Annotated in this window: 19 protein-coding genes; 15 read left to right on the plus strand and 4 right to left on the minus strand. The window is 66.3% G+C overall.

Annotated elements, in window-relative coordinates:
• Window positions 1–29: 29 nt before the first annotated feature.
• Entirely contained in the window at window positions 30–392 is a 363-nt protein-coding gene (locus ACGFNF_RS01810; protein ID WP_088998998.1) for an STAS domain-containing protein, read from the minus strand.
• A gap of 693 nt (window positions 393–1,085) precedes the next feature.
• On the opposite strand from ACGFNF_RS01810, the gene ACGFNF_RS01815 reads away from it, so the two are divergent.
• On the plus strand, window positions 1,086–2,222 hold the full coding sequence (locus tag ACGFNF_RS01815) for a nucleotidyltransferase family protein (protein ID WP_357579459.1): 1,137 nt from the start codon (window positions 1,086–1,088) through the stop codon (window positions 2,220–2,222).
• Between the two features lie 228 nt (window positions 2,223–2,450).
• On the opposite strand, the gene ACGFNF_RS01820 is transcribed toward ACGFNF_RS01815, so the two are convergent.
• On the minus strand, window positions 2,451–2,714 hold the full coding sequence (locus ACGFNF_RS01820; protein ID WP_357579460.1) for a hypothetical protein: 264 nt from the start codon (window positions 2,712–2,714) through the stop codon (window positions 2,451–2,453).
• Between the two features lie 670 nt (window positions 2,715–3,384).
• Window positions 3,385–3,507 (minus strand): hypothetical protein, encoded by a 123-nt coding sequence (locus ACGFNF_RS01825; protein WP_357579461.1) that lies wholly within the window; start codon window positions 3,505–3,507, stop codon window positions 3,385–3,387.
• 571 nt (window positions 3,508–4,078) lie between these two features.
• On the opposite strand from ACGFNF_RS01825, the gene ACGFNF_RS01830 reads away from it, so the two are divergent.
• The 14 genes from ACGFNF_RS01830 (at window position 4,079) to ACGFNF_RS01895 (ending at window position 15,513) form a co-directional block, all read left to right on the plus strand.
• The gene (locus tag ACGFNF_RS01830) at window positions 4,079–5,275 is read left to right on the plus strand and encodes a radical SAM/SPASM domain-containing protein (protein ID WP_357579462.1); all 1,197 of its coding nucleotides are present in this window, start codon (window positions 4,079–4,081) and stop codon (window positions 5,273–5,275) included.
• Window positions 5,265–6,173 carry an aKG-HExxH-type peptide beta-hydroxylase gene (locus ACGFNF_RS01835; protein ID WP_357579463.1) on the plus strand — a complete coding sequence of 303 codons (909 nt, stop codon included), beginning with the start codon at window positions 5,265–5,267 and terminating at the stop codon, window positions 6,171–6,173. The genes ACGFNF_RS01830 and ACGFNF_RS01835 overlap by 11 nt, the downstream gene beginning before the upstream one ends.
• Before the next feature lie 67 nt (window positions 6,174–6,240).
• The gene (locus ACGFNF_RS01840; protein ID WP_357579464.1) at window positions 6,241–6,399 is read left to right on the plus strand and encodes a hypothetical protein; all 159 of its coding nucleotides are present in this window, start codon (window positions 6,241–6,243) and stop codon (window positions 6,397–6,399) included.
• A 68-nt stretch (window positions 6,400–6,467) separates the two neighbouring features.
• Window positions 6,468–7,616, plus strand: a complete 1,149-nt coding sequence (locus ACGFNF_RS01845) for a YcaO-like family protein (protein WP_357579465.1) — start codon at window positions 6,468–6,470, stop codon at window positions 7,614–7,616.
• Window positions 7,609–8,325, plus strand: a complete 717-nt coding sequence (locus ACGFNF_RS01850) for a TfuA-like protein (protein WP_357579466.1) — start codon at window positions 7,609–7,611, stop codon at window positions 8,323–8,325. The genes ACGFNF_RS01845 and ACGFNF_RS01850 overlap by 8 nt, the downstream gene beginning before the upstream one ends.
• Window positions 8,325–9,176, plus strand: a complete 852-nt coding sequence (locus ACGFNF_RS01855; protein ID WP_357579467.1) for a class I SAM-dependent methyltransferase — start codon at window positions 8,325–8,327, stop codon at window positions 9,174–9,176. The genes ACGFNF_RS01850 and ACGFNF_RS01855 overlap by 1 nt, the downstream gene beginning before the upstream one ends.
• Complete coding sequence (locus ACGFNF_RS01860; protein ID WP_357579468.1) at window positions 9,170–9,859, plus strand: hypothetical protein; 690 nt, start codon at window positions 9,170–9,172, stop codon at window positions 9,857–9,859. The genes ACGFNF_RS01855 and ACGFNF_RS01860 overlap by 7 nt, the downstream gene beginning before the upstream one ends.
• 11 nt (window positions 9,860–9,870) lie before the next feature.
• Window positions 9,871–10,530, plus strand: a complete 660-nt coding sequence (locus ACGFNF_RS01865) for a TylF/MycF/NovP-related O-methyltransferase (RefSeq protein ID WP_357579469.1) — start codon at window positions 9,871–9,873, stop codon at window positions 10,528–10,530.
• A complete protein-coding gene (locus ACGFNF_RS01870; protein ID WP_357579470.1) occupies window positions 10,527–11,426 on the plus strand; it encodes a protein kinase in 900 nt (299 codons plus the stop codon). Before ACGFNF_RS01865 ends, ACGFNF_RS01870 begins: the two co-directional genes overlap by 4 nt.
• The gene (locus tag ACGFNF_RS01875) at window positions 11,423–12,358 is read left to right on the plus strand and encodes a hypothetical protein (RefSeq protein WP_357579471.1); all 936 of its coding nucleotides are present in this window, start codon (window positions 11,423–11,425) and stop codon (window positions 12,356–12,358) included. The genes ACGFNF_RS01870 and ACGFNF_RS01875 overlap by 4 nt, the downstream gene beginning before the upstream one ends.
• Window positions 12,355–13,017: a dTMP kinase gene (locus tag ACGFNF_RS01880; protein WP_393165097.1), complete on the plus strand. Its 663-nt coding sequence runs from the start codon at window positions 12,355–12,357 to the stop codon at window positions 13,015–13,017. The genes ACGFNF_RS01875 and ACGFNF_RS01880 overlap by 4 nt, the downstream gene beginning before the upstream one ends.
• The gene (locus tag ACGFNF_RS01885; protein ID WP_357579473.1) at window positions 13,010–13,462 is read left to right on the plus strand and encodes an NUDIX domain-containing protein; all 453 of its coding nucleotides are present in this window, start codon (window positions 13,010–13,012) and stop codon (window positions 13,460–13,462) included. The genes ACGFNF_RS01880 and ACGFNF_RS01885 overlap by 8 nt, the downstream gene beginning before the upstream one ends.
• Before the next feature lie 115 nt (window positions 13,463–13,577).
• On the plus strand, window positions 13,578–14,549 hold the full coding sequence (locus ACGFNF_RS01890; RefSeq protein WP_357579474.1) for an aminotransferase class I/II-fold pyridoxal phosphate-dependent enzyme: 972 nt from the start codon (window positions 13,578–13,580) through the stop codon (window positions 14,547–14,549).
• The gene (locus ACGFNF_RS01895; RefSeq protein WP_357579475.1) at window positions 14,536–15,513 is read left to right on the plus strand and encodes a Rossmann-like domain-containing protein; all 978 of its coding nucleotides are present in this window, start codon (window positions 14,536–14,538) and stop codon (window positions 15,511–15,513) included. Before ACGFNF_RS01890 ends, ACGFNF_RS01895 begins: the two co-directional genes overlap by 14 nt.
• On the opposite strand, the gene ACGFNF_RS01900 is transcribed toward ACGFNF_RS01895, so the two are convergent.
• Entirely contained in the window at window positions 15,482–15,601 is a 120-nt protein-coding gene (locus ACGFNF_RS01900) for a 2-oxo acid dehydrogenase subunit E2 (RefSeq protein WP_357579476.1), read from the minus strand. The two genes, ACGFNF_RS01895 and ACGFNF_RS01900, sit on opposite strands and share 32 nt — an antisense overlap.
• Window positions 15,602–15,614: the final 13 nt, after the last annotated feature.

A 15,614-nucleotide genomic window follows, 5' to 3' on the forward strand; every position in this document is an offset into this window, starting at 1 on the left:
CTCGCGGCCGACGGCAGGTCGGCGGCCGGTCAGGCGCCGGGGAGGACCTCGGGGGTGGGTGCGCCGGCGTAGTAGGGCTCGGGGGCGCCGAAGAGGCCGAGCAGGCCGGTCACCCAGAGCTGCCGGTGCACGAAGCGGCTCGGCTCGGTGACGACGAGCTTGACGCCGCTCACCTCCGCAGTCTGGAAGCCGGCGACCATCGCGCTGATGCCGACCGAGTCGATGAAGGTGACGAGCCGCATGTTCAGCTCGATCCGACCGGGGCGTCCCTTGGTCAGGACCTCGGCGATGGCCTCGCGCACCTCGTACGCGGTGTCGACGTCGATCTCACCCCGCGGGGCGATCTCAATGACACCACCAGGCAGGACCGACTTCACGATCGACAGGCTCACGCGAGCACCTCCACTCGCCCGTCCGACGGGCGCCTCATCAGTACGCGGGCCGCGACCGAGAGTATTCCTCCCACGGCCTCGGTCGCCACCCCTCGGGGATGAGCAATTCGCGGATGAGGACACGGCAAACCACCCTTATCCGGACTATTTGTCTGTTATGCCGACTATCAGCTACCGCTGACGCGCCGACGCCCCAGCGTAGCCGGGCCTCGCCAACACCGCCCAACAGCCGCCCCCCGGCGTGGCCCCGCCGGTACGGGTGCGGAAGTGACGGCGGTGCACGTACTCGACCTTGATGGTGGAGAAGGTGGCCTCGGCGACGGCGTCGTCGAAGCACGACCCGACCCTGACCCGTCGACGGGCGCACCTTCCAACGGACGCGGGCACGGGCGAAGTCGACCGAGGTGTACTCGGCCGCGGTGCTCGGGACACCAGGGGCGCCCGGGCGGGGGCTTTGGCTCGATACCTGCCCGTGTGAGTGCGCCGACGCGGGGTGGGCCGGGCACGCGCTCTCCCGGCCGGGACGCGGTTGAGCAGCGGTGATCCTGGCGGCCGGAGCACCGAGGTCCGCTACACTGCGGTCGCCCGTCCGTCTGAACAGTCGATGCGCACCGATCGATCGAGTAGCCACAAGTAGACATGCGATCGGATCCCGCGCTTTCCACACCTGAATGCCGTCGTAGAGGAAGTCGAATGGCCGCGATGTCAATCGAGTCGGAGCTGTTGCTGCTGCTCAGCAGGCAGAATCTGACCGAACCTCAGCTCGCCCGGGTGCGTGAGATCCTCGACCAGGAATCGTTGGGCCTGGACTGGGGACGGTTCGCTGCTCAGGCCGCTCGACACCGGGTCGCTGCGCTCGTGGGATGGCAGTGGTGGCGCCTCATGACCGAGGAAGCGGTGATGGGGATGGATGCCGCGGTCATGATGCTGCTGTACTCCACCTATCGGGACACCCGGCGGGGCAACGCACTTCTCCTGCACGAGATCAAGGCGATCTCCGAAGCCGCAGCGGAGCAGGGCACCACCGTACTCATGCGCAAGGGCGGCCACCTGGCCTTCACGGCCTACCAGGAGCCGGGTACGCGGCCGATGGGTGACCTGGACGTCCTTGTCACCCGGGAGCAGGCACCTGACCTGGTGAGGGTGCTTGAGCGGCTGGGTTATGTCGAGGGCAAACCGACCGCGGCCGGCATTGTTCCACTGAGCAAGCGGGAGCGGGCGTTCTGGCGCCTGTACGGCAGCGACCTGCCCAAGTTGAACAAGTTGACCGGGGAACTCGAACTTCCGGTGATCAGCATCGACGTCAACGTATCGTTGGCGCTGCCCGGCAAGGGATACGACATCCCGGTCGACGCGGTCCTGGCGCACGCCCGGAGCCACCGGTACGCAGACGCCTCGTTCCTCGTGCCGTCTGCGGAGGACGCCGTCATCGATCTGGCCGCCCACATCCACAAGACCTCGACCACACTGAGGTTCATGAACCGGGGCGGCAAGCACCGGCGGTTGATCAAGTATGTGGACATCGCGGAACTCGTGCGCTCCGCCGGGCCGGACCTGTCGTGGGACCTGCTTCTCAAGCGCGTCGACGAGTACGCGGTCGCCGGACCCGTGTTCTACGGGCTTGCCCACCTTGACAAGCTCTTCCCGAATGTCGTCCCGGCGGAGACCCTCGCCGCGCTCCGGCAGCGGTGCCCGGAGCCCGACCTCCTGTTGCAGCAGTACGGCCAGTGGGATTTTCCGGAGCCGCGGGTGTGGCAGGAGGACTTCCTGACCCGGTTCTTCGACCCGGAGTCCGATCGCGACCTGCCCGTCTCGAAGTCGCTCGTATGAGGGAAGGAGGCACCTGAGACCACTCAGGCGCCTCCTTCCGGATACCTGCTACTGGCAGGCGTTCGGACCGCCGACGATATCGTCGAGCTCGTCGTCCGCCATCTCACGGATGTCGATGGCTTCGAATTCCAACTGGGTCATGTGGGTTCACCCCCTTCCGGGCCTCATCACGAGGCTTGGTCCCGGTCTCCACCATGCAGAACCGATCCCAGGGCCCCGGCAAAGTCGTCAGGTGATGCCGAGTAGGGCCAGCGGGCGGGTGCTGTCGCGGGCGTGATGCCGGTTGGCGGCGGCGATGTTGGTGACGCCAGCGGTGCGGAGTACGCCGATGGCGGCGTTGCGTAGGGCGGACATGACTTGGGGTCCGGTGCCGGTGCGGATCTGGCTGCGGTCCTCGTCGTAGGTGACGTCGCGGACCCAGTGGACCTTGTTCTCGATCGACCAGTGGCCGCGAATCCAGCTCGCGAGTTGCGCCGGTCTGGCCTGGTGCACGCGGAGGTCGGTGATCGCGTAGACGGGTCTCGGCGGTGAATCGTTTCGGCTGGTCGAGGCGGCGTCTGCGGCGGCGGATCTGCAGGGCCTGGGCGGCGCGTCTACACCAACCACATCAAGCCGGGCACCCCACGACTTTGCCGGGGCCCTGGGACCGATCCGGGGAGCCGAGCAGGGCTCGACCTGTCGGCTGCACACGGGTCGACCAGGTCGTTGGAGAGTGGAGGCCACAGGACACCTCCGAGAGGTCCCCAGGGACGTGACGTCGCTGGTGTTCAACCGGCAACCACCAGCGGACGTCAATTGGTTTCCAGGTCGGCTTTGATCGCACGCAGGAACGCCACCGCCGATCGACAGAGGCCCTTGCCGACGTCGATCGTGACACCGGCATGCGCCCGACATGCGCGCCCGGGCGATCTCGCGTAGACCGACATCCGGCTCGTGCCGCGCGATCTCCTCGGCCAGTCGTCTGCCTTCCGTGGCCGAGACCGGATATGCCGGCGCCCGTCGCGGCCGATCCGGATGTTCAAGTGATGACTTCTGTCAGCTGAACGCCGCCGAAGCCCGGCCACCGTCTTCGCGGCCAACTCGCACGTCGACGCTATCCGCCGGTCGGACACTGAGTGTGAAGCGAGAATGCGCTCCGCTGCGACCAATCGGTCCCGAGTAGTCAATGGTGGCCATGCTCGACGTTCATCCGAACTGCGGCGACGAACGCATCTTCGTCCGAGCCGTCACTCTTGCCGTCCAGCCTTGGCGAGAAGCCACCCTGCAGTGATTCGATATCGACCATCTAGACAGGCATGCCGCTCTGCCATATGGAGCCGCCCGACCTGCCGGTCCGCAAGGTGTGTCCGTCACCAGATTGCCTCTTCATCCGCACCTCGTGGTAACTGTTCGCCCTTGAGAATGTTTGTTCTGGCGTCCCTCGCCAGTGGCGTGAAGGCATATGTCACGCAAGGTCGAGACCAGCTCACGCCCCCCTGGAGCAGTGCGGCCATCATCACAGCCGACGCTTCGCAAGGGTGCCGAACTCGTCACTTCCGCGTCAAGTAGCGCCATCCCGCATATCCTCTCCGTGCATCCCGCAGGCACGGACGGTAGTGCAATCTTCGGCCTCGCCTTTGTCGTGACGCGGCACAGAAGGTGATGATGCGCTTACGCGTCGACCGGAGTGCGTGGTGGGTTTACTCGAAGCCACTCGAACAGGTCTTGTCTGCAACCCCGGGGATGGGTATCGTCCATGTCTCACGGTGGCCGACGAATTATCACGTCAAGAATCGGGGCAGCGATGAAACGGCGCGGTGTCTCCTTTTGGGGGTGCGCCATGCGCCCTGAGAGCTTGCTCGAAGGACGGGGGCAAGATGACGATGTCACGACGGCCTGAACAGTTGACTCTGCGTACGCCGGAGTCGGACGAGCCCTTGTCGGTAATCCTGAAGCTCGTCGGAGAAGCCTGCAATATCAACTGCTACTACTGTTACGAAAAGCGGAAGCCTTACGCTGGCTACGATAAGCTTTCGATCGATACGGTAGCGCGCTTGCTGGACTTGGCGGGCAGTCGGCCACTGAGCCTGGAACTGCACGGCGGCGAACCGCTCCTGTATGGCATGGAGGCGACCGTCGATCTGCTGCGCCTGCTTCGGAGCTATCCGGGAAGCGTGTCCCTCAGCGTGCAGACGAACGCTACACTGCTGACCCCGGAATGGTTCGACCTGTTCGCGAAGGAATGGCCGACGATCGATATCGGTGTGTCTCTCGACGGCGACCCGAAGGCCAACCGCAACCGTGTGGACTATCGCGACCGGAGTACCTCCGAGCGAGTGCATCAGGCCTTGGCGTTGGCGGCTGAACGTGGCCTCACAGTCGGTCTGATCTCGACTGTGACCAAGGACGTGTCTCGCCGGCCGGAGGAAACGCTCGACTTCGTCGCCGGATTCGACGCGGTCCGGGCGGTCAAGTTCTCCCCCTGCTTCGACTTCGACGTAACGCCAAAGCGGATCCCGGTGGGCAACCGGGAGACCATGCTGCCTCTGTTGCCGAAGGGTAAGGAGCATGCTGGCTGGGCAATCACGCCCATGGAGTTCTCCGCGTTCCTGGTGCGCGCATACGACCACTGGCGTGACACCGGCCTGTTCCGACGGTTCTTGATCGAGCCCTTCACCAGCGTCCTGCGGGTTCTTGCCGGCCGGGACTCCCGCTTCTGCCACTTCACCGAGCAGAAGTGCGCCTACGTCCTCACTCTCTACCCGGACGGTCGGCTCGGCAGTTGTGACGAACTGGGTGTGCCCGACGGTCTACTCGGCTCCATCCACGACCTGCCCTCCTTGGCGGTGGCGACGTCCCTCGTCTCCAATCCCGCGCTGCGTGATGGCCTTCAGGAGCTGCTGGACAAGTGCGACGGCTGCAGCTACCGGCAGACGTGTGGTGGGGGCTGCCTCGCCACCCGGATGCGCTATCGGAACAGCGCCTTCTACGAGGACTACTGCACCCATCGCATCGAGATCATCGACCACATCGCAGCGGATGTCGCTAGGGAGCGGGTGGCCGGTGAGCACTGACGTCGCACTCCCACACGTTTGGCCGAGCCTCGCCGACGACCTGAAGCAGCTGCGCACGCGTCGCGCCGCCCAGGTGCGGACCGCTGCGGCCCGTCTTGACGAGCGGTTCATCGTCCCAACGGTGCTCGACGTACGTCAGGACGCCCTGCTGCACCACTTCACGTATGCGATCACCGCCGCCGTGCGCGCACGCCGTCTAGACGACGCACGCGAGCTAATCCAGCGCTGGACAACGGTGTGTGGCGCGAGCGGCACCACGATCCTGCCCGAGCACGAGGTGTGCATCGTTGCCGCCAGTGAATGTGAACGATCCGACGACGACCGATACGAGTCGCCGCTGTTCCTGCACCTGGACCCCGCCAGGAACGCGGCACCGTCGGCGCCGTGGTCGCAAGCTGGTGAAGCGATCCGACGCGCCGGCATGGACAGCTTCGTCACCGCTGCGACCGGTGTCGTCGTCACCATGGAGGTTCGCGACCAACGCGACACCACCCAGAGTTATGCCCTGAAGGCGCTGCCCGGCACCATCTTCATCGACGTGGTGCAGGATCCGGTCCGCCTGGGCGAGTTGATCCTGCACGAGTCTGCCCACACCCTGTTGAACGAGGTCTTCACGGCGTGTGGCGTGGAGTTGGATCCCGCAGCGCGTTGGTACTCGCCGTGGAAGCAGGCATATCGGCCCGCGTACGGGTTGCTGCACGCCGGCTTCGCTTTCGGCGTTCTGCAGAAGTACTTCGAGTTTCACGCGGCAGCCGGCGATCGGCCCTCCGCGTACGCCCGCATCCGGGCAGAAGTCGGTGCGGAACAGTGGGATCTCGCGCGCGGCTCTGTACGCGACGCCTTGGCCGAGGTCCGCGATGAGCGGGTGGCGTCACTGCTGTGGAACTTCCTCGCCTGATGGCGTCCCGGTTCTGACAGTGGCTGCCAGCCGAACCATGTCCCGACTAGCCGAAGGAAGGAGCAGCATGAAGTCAGATCAGGATTTCGAAGAGTTCGTGGACGCGATTCAGTCCGCGAACTTCGACCCTCGCGACACCCGGGCGACCGCGCACACCGCGGCCGTCTTCGCCAGCGACTGGGATCGCATCGAGAAGGCGATCGACGCTGAGCAGAACAGCAACTGAGTAGGTGCGGCCGGTGGCTTTCGGGCCACCGGCCGTCACTGCGGGAACCCTGGAAGAGACGAGTGGCCATGGCCTCCAACCCGACGGAAGCGGCAGTGTTGGCGATGGCCCGTGCCTGGTCCGCGGATGTCGGGGTCACCCGGAGCAGCAGCATCACCCGCATCGATCGGGTCGGTGTGCCCGTTGCCATGGCCGTGCGGCCTGGAGCGCTGCCCGGATCACTGGTCGTCACGGGCGGTAAGGGAATGACCGAGGCAGCGGCCGAGATCGGGGCGCGACTGGAGGCGGTGGAACTGGCCGCGGCCGAGCACAACCGCTGCCAGGCGCCCCTCGTCCGGACCACCTACCGGAAAGTTGCGGCCCAGTTCGGCGGGCCGGGAGCGCTTGTCCGGTTGTGCCCGCTCCTGGGCGTACGGATTCCGCTGGACGAGGAACTGACGGCGGCCCAGGGACGAGGCCTGTGTACCGATGCGTCGGTGATTCTCCCTAGCGAACTGGTGCTGCTGCCCCCGCCGCCGAACGCAGCCAGCCGACCGTACTTCGGATCGAACTCCTTCGGGCTCGGATGTGGCCTGACCTTGGAGCAGGCCACGATGCACGCCCTGCTCGAGGTGGTGGAACGAGATGCGCTCTCCTTCCCGCCACGCGCGGGTGAGGAATGGATAATCGACGAACATTCGCTGCCCACCGACCGGCTGAGGGACATCGTCGCGCGCCTGCACGGGGCCGATGTCGCGGTTCGGCTGCTGGCCGTCAAGCAGGAACTGGGGCTGCCGGTCGCACACGTCGTTCTCTCGGACCGGGACGAGACGGACCAACGATTCGTCAACGGCGGCCACGCCTGCGCGCGTTCCCTGGAAGACGCGCTGGAACGCGCGCTGCTCGAGGCGCTACAGAGCCGCGTCGCGTTCATGCATGGCGGCCGGGAGGACCTGCCGAGCCTGGCCGAGGTCGCGACGGAGCCGCTCGGGCCGGGTGATGGCGTTTCGTTTTCCGACGTTGCCAACCAGTTCCGTCAGGCGATACCCGGCGACAGCGTCGGCCTCGCCCAGTGGCTGGCCGAACGCGGCGTCGGCCCGACAGTTCGGTTCATCCTCCGCGACGGAAGTACCGATGGACCGTGGGTGGTGCGGGTCGTCATCGTCGGCTGCGAATCCTACGTACCCCGGTTCTCACCTCGAGTGGGTCCGCGGCTTGCCGCGTGGTCGCATGGCTGACCGCGGTCTGATCTTTGTCGGCCCGACTGGCTACCAGTCCCCGGTGCTCGATGCTGTCTCCGACCAGCACCTGATCCTTCCACCGTTGATTCGGGGCGAGTTGGCGCGGGTGCTGCACGAACACCCGGCAGGCCGAGTGGTCATCGTGGACGGCGGCTTCTACCACGAATACGCCGTCGACCATCGGGAGATCTGTGCTGCCATCGATGACGGTCGCGAGGTGATCGGACTGGGTTCCATGGGGGCACTGCGCGCGGTCGAACTGCGATCCCACGGCATGCGCGGATTCGGCGCGGTGGTGGAACTCGTCGGGCGCTACGGGCTCGACGACGACGAGGTCATGCTCCTTCATGGGGCTGAGCCGCCATACCGGCCGGTGACCGTCCCGCTGGTGGAGGTCCGCGCGGCGCTCGGGAACCTGCTCCTCGCCGGTGTCGTGGACGCCGAGGAAGTGGCCGCCGTCATCGCCGAGGTGAGCAGTCTCTGGTTCGCCGACCGCAGCCTGCCCCGAATTCTGCAGGCACAATCGCGGCGGACCCACCGCCGCCCCGAGGTAGCGGAGGCGCTCCATCACCAGCTACAGGGCCCGGCGCTGTTGAAGCGGATGGACCTGGAGTGTCTGCTCACCGCCTCACCGCCGCCTCCGGTACGTCTCCTGCCGTGTGGCGCGGTCGTTGCGGACGCGCCGTCCGCACCCGGGCGGACTTGATGGTCACCGCACTCGGCATGCCCCCGGACTGGGTACGCATCTGCGCCAATGGGATTCCCTACGATGACCCCATCATCGGCGCCCGCCTGGCCCAGGTGCAGTGCCGCGATGACAGCGAGATCGCCGGCCGCAGCCCGGCGGCAGCCCGCCGTGAGCTGGACTGGCTCGGGCTCGCCGGCGACGAGCGCATATTCCACCCGTGCTGTGGGCCGGGAACGTATGCGCACGAGATCGCGAACAGCACCGGCTGCGGGGAATTCCTCGGCTTCGACATCAATCCCGCAGCAATCTCGGCGGCGATTCGTCGTTGCCCGGACCGGAGATTCCGATTCCAGCTCGGCACCTTCGACACCGAATCGGTCGTGCCGGCGCACGACCTCTGCCTGCTCACCTACGAGCTGATCAACCAGTTCGAACCGCTGGCGCTCGGCGCAATGTTCGAGCAGGTCGCCGCTGGGCTTGCACCCGGTGGACGGGTCTTCGTGGACGTCCGCACGCGTAGCAACTCCGGAATGCATCCGGTCAGCCAGGAGACGACCCACTGTCCCGCTGGTGCCGGGATCTTCCTACCCGACGAACATGTCGTCGAGTTCGAGGCCTGGTTTGCCGCCGAGGGGCGCCTCTACCTGCAACGTTTTCGGATCGTCCGGCACGACGGCACGCAGCGGGAGTTTTACTCCTGGCTGTGGCTGTACGACGAGGACGAGGTGGCGCGTGCGGCCGTAACGGCGGGTCTCGACCTGGTCGCGGTGGCGCAGGTTCATGTCGGCACGGGCATGCGACCGCCGTCTGCGTGCGGCTCGATCCAATTGGTGCTTGCGAAGAAGGGGAGGAGCGCACCGGCATGCTGACGACAGCAGAATCGCTTCTGGTGCACAGTGTCGAGCAGTTCCTGACCTCGGCCGAGTGTCGAGCGGTTTGCGATGCGGTGGACCGGCATTTCGAGGCGGAGGGGCGTTCCGCGTTCGAGAACGAGCGCACGAGGTCGGTGCACGCCGTCGAGGGAATGAGCACGCAGGAGGTGATGGAGCTCTACGAGCCCGCAGGTCGCCTGGAGTTGTGTCCTCTCCCGGAAGCGGCGGCGACGGTGCTGGAAGAGGCGGCGGAACGCGCTCTTCCACATCTGTGCAGCTTGTTTCCCTCGGGTCGGCGGTTGACCTCCTGGATCTACCTGGAATACGGCCCGGGGCAGTACATCACGCCGCACATCGACATGCCCTTCGACGAGAACTTTCCGGACGACGTCAAGGTTGCCGGAGTGAGCATGACCCTCAACGACGACTTCTCGGGCGGCGAGTTCGTGATCGAGACCTGCGGCAGTCCGGATCTCTGGACCGAGCCGACGAATGGCTTACGCCGAGTTCGCGAAGGTGGGGACTACACCACCCAGTGGTACAGGGCGCTGCCGCGGACGCGCTGGCGAACGAGGGTAGCCAAGGGGGACATGGTTATGTTCGGCAGTCAACTCAGCCACAGTACGGAGCCGATCACACAGGGCCGGATCAAGAAGATCATTGGCTTCTTCACCAACTGACGGAGAGAGCGATGGACGCGCGGCTTGCATATGAACTGAGTGAAGTCAATTCCGGCATGTCGGATGTGGAGCGACTCGTCTCCCTGCATTGGGGCCTGTCCTCGGTGCTGCGGACTGGAGTCGATGGCGACGTCGTGGAGGTTGGCTGCAACGCCGGTTACACCAGCGTCTGGCTCGCCACGACCATGCTGGCGCTGGCTCCGGATCGGGAACTGGTGCTGTTCGACAGCTTCGCCGGAATGCCCGCACCGGGAGAACTCGACACTCACCTGCCGGAGGGGGAGTGCCTGGCGTCGCGAGAGCAGGTCGAGCAGAACTTCCGTAGCAGAAACCTGCCGATGCCCCGGATCGTGCCAGGCTGGTTCGACGAGACACTGTCCCAGCTACCCGACCGGGTGTGTTTCGGATACCTCGACGGTGACCACTACAGCTCGATCAAGGTCAGCCTCGAACAGGTGTGGCCCCGGCTGGAACCCGGCGGGCTGCTCGTCGTTGACGACTACTGCGACCTGAGCCGTAACGAACGGGCCTGGAACGGGCTGCCCGGCGTGAAGATGGCCTGCGACGAGTTCTTCGCTGGCACCGGCTGCGATGTGGAGGTCATCCCGGGCACCTCCGACCTGACGCTCGGCTACGTGTACAAGCCCACCCGCCAGGGCGGGTCGCGATGACGGTCGACGTCACGACCGTGCACCTCGACTCTCTGGCCGGGGTCTCGCCCACCAGGGTGTTCCGCGAGGTGCTCGAGACGACGACAAAGTACAAGTTCCGGTCGGTCGTGTCGTTCACCGGCTGGAGCACACTCCTGCTGGTTGAGCGGGTTGGTGACCCCGGTGTGGAGTTCGTCGCCAAGGGGTTCTTCGGTTACCACAGCGTCATCGACGCCGCTCCGGCCCACCTGCGCCCGGAACTGCACGGCTACTACTGGTACCGACAGTTGCCGGAGAAGGCACACCGGTACGCCAGGGACCAGTTCCGTCAAGAGGCCAATCTGCTGTCACGCCTCACCGGGTCGCCGTTCTTTCCCGGCCTGGTGGAGATGAACCTCTCGGCGGCGGTGCCCTACTACGTGATGGACCACCTACCGCTCGGTTCGGTGCGTGCTTGGCTTGCCACGCACGACGCGCCGTCGGCCGACGGGGCCGTGGCCTTCGCGCGTCGGCTGCTGACCGGGATGGTCGCCCTGCACGACGCCGGATACGTCCACCGGGACATCAACGCCGAGAACGTGCTGATGAGCGAGGACGGGCCGGTGATCGCCGATCTGGGTTGTGCCCGTGCCCTCACCGCGGTCGACTCGCCGTCGCGGAAGTCGGCCCTGATCTCGTGGCCCCCGGAGTATGACAAGGGGTACCACGAGGCAGAATTCACCAGTGATCTCTACTGCTTCGGAATGGTGATGTACGAACTGCTCACCGGCACCATGCCCCGGTACGGCGCTCCGCCACTGCGTACCGTGGCCGCGGGGCACGACACCCGGCTGGTTGACCTGGTCGAACAGTGCGTTCGCTGGCAGCGAGCGGACCGACCGCAGAGTGCCGCCGCCGCGCTGGAGGCGCTGCTGTGACCACCGTGACGCCCACGCCGGTCCCGCCAGCGACGGCCGTACCGCACGCTGACGACCTGATGCGGCACATGTTCCTCGGACGGCTGGTCAGCCAACATACGATGATCTTCGAGCCGTTGGTGTACGCGGAGCACCTCCGTGTCCTGACCAGGCTGGTCGACACCTACGTGTTGACGCCGACCGGCGCCGGGCAACTGGCCACGTACAGCCCTGCGAACGTGGCCACCGTACGTCTGGCCGCCGCCGTTGGTGTGATCGACGGTGGCTGGCCGGCGTTCGCCAGCAGCCTGCGGACCGAGGAGTTGTCCGTTGGCGGACGTCCCCACCAGATCGTCGTAGACGCGTCCAACGCTGATAAACTGCCGCTCCTGCGGGCTGCGACAGAGGTCCTGGTGCAGGGCGACCTGGGTGCCCTGGTCGAGTTGGGGACGGGCGGACTGGCCCCCGCCAAGGCGCTGTCGGAGTCGACAAGCATCGGCGCCAGGCTGCTCGTGGCGCCGGATTGGACGTTCGGGCCGGACGCCTCCGCCCTGGAGTCCCTGCTCTATCAGATGCTCGCCGCTCCCGCGCAGATATGGGCAGCAGTTGAACCGTCCGTATACCAGAGTCTTCGCCGCGCGCTGGGCCCGATCCGAGTGGAGGACGTCTTCGTCGCCGGTTGCGTGGCTCAGCTACTCGTGCGCGCGGAGGAACGCGGAGAAGGCCTCGCCGCGCGGATTCCTGCGCTGGTCGCACTGGTGGAGACGGTCAGTTCGCTGCAGACCGCCGCCGCGCGCACCGCTGCCCAGGGGCTGAAGGAGGCGTCTCTCTTCGCCGAACTGCTGTGCTGTTGGTGGCCCGGAACGGAGCGGGCAGTGCACCTGTTCACCTCGCGGCTCGACTACCTGACCCGGCACCCGGTCACTCAACAACCACAGGAGCGATGGTCGTGATCCCAAGGTTTCCGTTCATCGCCCTGGAGGGAACTGACGGCAGCGGAAAGTCCACGTTGCGGATCCAGTTGGCGCAGGCACTGCGGCAACTGGCGCCGACCGTGACGGAACTCGGCCAGCACAGTTGGCTCGACCCGGCCTCCTCGCGGGTCATCGTAGGCAATCGCATGGCCCGCAGTAGTTGGCACGCCGAAGCTGTCGTGGAGGCATACCTGCGGGACAAGCACCTGCACTTCCAGTTCAACATCGAACCTGCTCTCGCTGCCGGCCCCGTACTCACCGACCGGTACGTGCTGAGTGACATCGTCTACCATCACGTTCTGCACGGCATCCCGATGGAGCGCATCAGCACCTCCATGGAAGCCCGGCAGATGCCGGCACCGGATGTGATCGTCTTCGTCGACACCCCACCCGATCTAGCCTGGCGTCGGATCAACTCACGCAACAAGGAACTCCGGCCATACGAACGTCCGGAGATTCTCGTCCAGCTCTATCACGCCTACGATCGCGCCATCGAGGCGAACCTCGTGCCGACGCGCGTTCTGCGATTCCGCAACAGCGACGAGCTGTCGGAAACCGCAGTACAGGGCCTCGCCGACTCGCTGGTCGCAGAATTCCCAGCTCTATCAAACGATCGAGAGGTATCCGCAGATGTCTGAGGTCCGAGTACGCATAGCCGCCTACGTCGTGCGGGACGCGCCCACGGGACCTGAGCTGCTCGTGTTCGACCACCGGGACCAGCCCGAGGCAGGCACACAGGTCCCTGCCGGAGGCGTGGACGCTGGCGAGTCGCTCGAGGAGGCGGTCATCCGTGAGGTGGCCGAAGAGACCAGCACCGTCGGCATCACCTTGCGGAGGAGCCTCGGTGTACAGCAACGGCCGCACCCGCACACCGGGCAGCCGAGGGTGACGATCTTCTACTACGCGACCACGACGGAGACCCGGGACCGTTGGTCTCACCTGGTCACGGAGAGCGCCGGTACGGACGAGGGAATGGTGTTCGACTGTTTCTTCGTTCCGGTGGTGCAGGCGCTCGACCTACTGCCGGACCGGCAGGATGAGTTCATTCCGGTGCTGCTCAAGCTCCTGTCCGACGAGGCATAGGGTGCCTCAGGGCTCGCCACAGATCTCTGCGCCGTTGACCCGGTCACCCGACCTCTCGTCGGGCAACCCGGACCCTGACCTGCTCCTGTGGCGCCAAGACCGCTGGCCCAGGTCTGTGCCATCCGACCTGCTGTTGTACGGCAGTTCCAGGATAGTCGGTGCCCTGCACTCGCAGGCCCAGGCATATCTCGCCGGGCACGGCGTCGCCTGCGACCACCTGGCCGTCCTGCCGGGAGGGCTCGAGACAGTCGACCGGGCGCTGGCGACCCTGCTGCGCCCGGGTGACCGTGTCATCCTGGAGAGGCCGACGTACAACGGGGACCTTCCGCTCGTCGCCGCCCTCGGCCTGGTGCCGGTGCAGGTGCCGGTGGACGAGGAGGGGTTCCAACCGGAGGAGTTCGCGGCTGCGCTCGCGGACGCTCACTGCGTGCTGTACCGGCCGCGGGCGCAGAATCCCACCGGGGCAGCGCTGACCGCGCGGCGTGCCGAGACGCTGCGTAGCCTGATCCGGCAAGCTCCCGATCTGTTGCTGATCGAAGAAGATCATGCCGGGAGGATCGCGGGTGCCGACTACGAATCGGCCATACCCCCAGGGCATCCACGGTGGCTGCACGTGGCATCCGTTTCCAAGTGGCTTGCCCCTGACCTCCGGTTCGCGGTCGTCAGCGGAGACGACGAGTCGATCCGCCGCCTGGACCAGCGGAGGCTGTTGGGCGGCGGTTGGGTGAGCCGCACGACCCAACTCGCCGTGACGGCCCACCTGGCCGACCCTGGCCTCGGTGCCGATCTCATTCGGGTGCGCGACGAGTACAGCAGGCGACGCCGACACATGCTCGACCAGTTGACGCTGCGTGGGCTTCGGGGACGCGGTCGCACGGGATTGAACGTGTGGATCGACGTACCCGATGAGGCGGGGGTCGTGACCCGGTTGGCCGCACATGGTTGGCAAGTCGCCCCTGGGTCGCGGTTCGCCGCTGCCACACCGGCGGTACGGGTGACCGTGGCCGCCCTCGGCGCGGAGGAAACAGACCGGTTCGCCGACGACCTGCTGTCGGCAGTTGAGGAGTTTGCGCATGTCGCACATTGAGGCGGCGATCATCGATGAACTGCGCAAGGCCCCGGACCAGGGCAGGCGCTCGGTCGACGAGGTGCTGACGGGCCGCTCCTTCGCGGCCGTGGTCCTTGACGACGGAAGCGTCGGCGCCGCCATGGACTACGCGCAGTTCCGCCCTGGCGCCGCGTCGTCCGCAGCGGTTACCTGCCGGCGCGGGGGTGAGCTGACCGACTACCTCGGGACGTCCCCGGGCGCATCTCTGCTGGATTGCGACCTGTTGCGCACACCGGTGAGCGACTCGGACCTGACCAGGCAGGCCGTCAAGATTGCGCTGCTGGGTGCCCTGTCCCGACCCTGGTTCCGCGATGGCGCCCTGGCGGCGACGGGATTCGACCACCTGGTCGCGTCTTTCGACGAGACGCACCTCCACCAGCCGGAATCAGCGGTGACGCAGGCACTGACCCGAGCGGTCGCCGGTGCCGGCACGGTGGGCGTCGTCGGCTTCGGCGGGCTGATGGAACACTTCGCCGACCTCGACGGTGTGCGCCGCGTGTTGGTGGCCGATCTGCACGAAGCGCCACGTGCCGACCGCATCGACCGCACCCTCGCCCGGTTCAACGCCCGGTTCGACGAACCGCGAATCCAGATGGTCGGCAATGACCTCCGTCGCTTGGCGGAGGAGTGCGACATCGTCCAGATCACACCTTCGTCGCTGTGCAACGGCACGATGGACGATCTGATTCAAACGCTGCGGGGAATTCCGTTAATCGTCGTCGGACCCAGCGGTGCCGTGCCGCCGCCAGTGTGGCAGGCCAACGACGTGGTCCTGGTCTGCACCGAGATCAAGGACAGCCGTTTCGTGCGGGCCTACCACAACGACGATCATCTGTACGAGTGGTTCGTGGAGTACGACCGTCGCCTGGTCTACTGGCCAACGGTAACTCGGCCGGAGAAGTCCGCCGGCATCACCCGTCCCACGTCTCGAGTCGTTGTTTGATCCGACGCAGGAACACGGCCGCCGTACGGCCGTTCACGTACCGGTGATCGTAGGCGAGGCCCAGGTTGCTAACGGTATGGCTGACCACCGTGCCATCGTCG

The organism is Micromonospora sp. NPDC048868, assembly GCF_043198195.1.
Lineage (GTDB): Bacteria > Actinomycetota > Actinomycetes > Mycobacteriales > Micromonosporaceae > Micromonospora > Micromonospora reichwaldensis.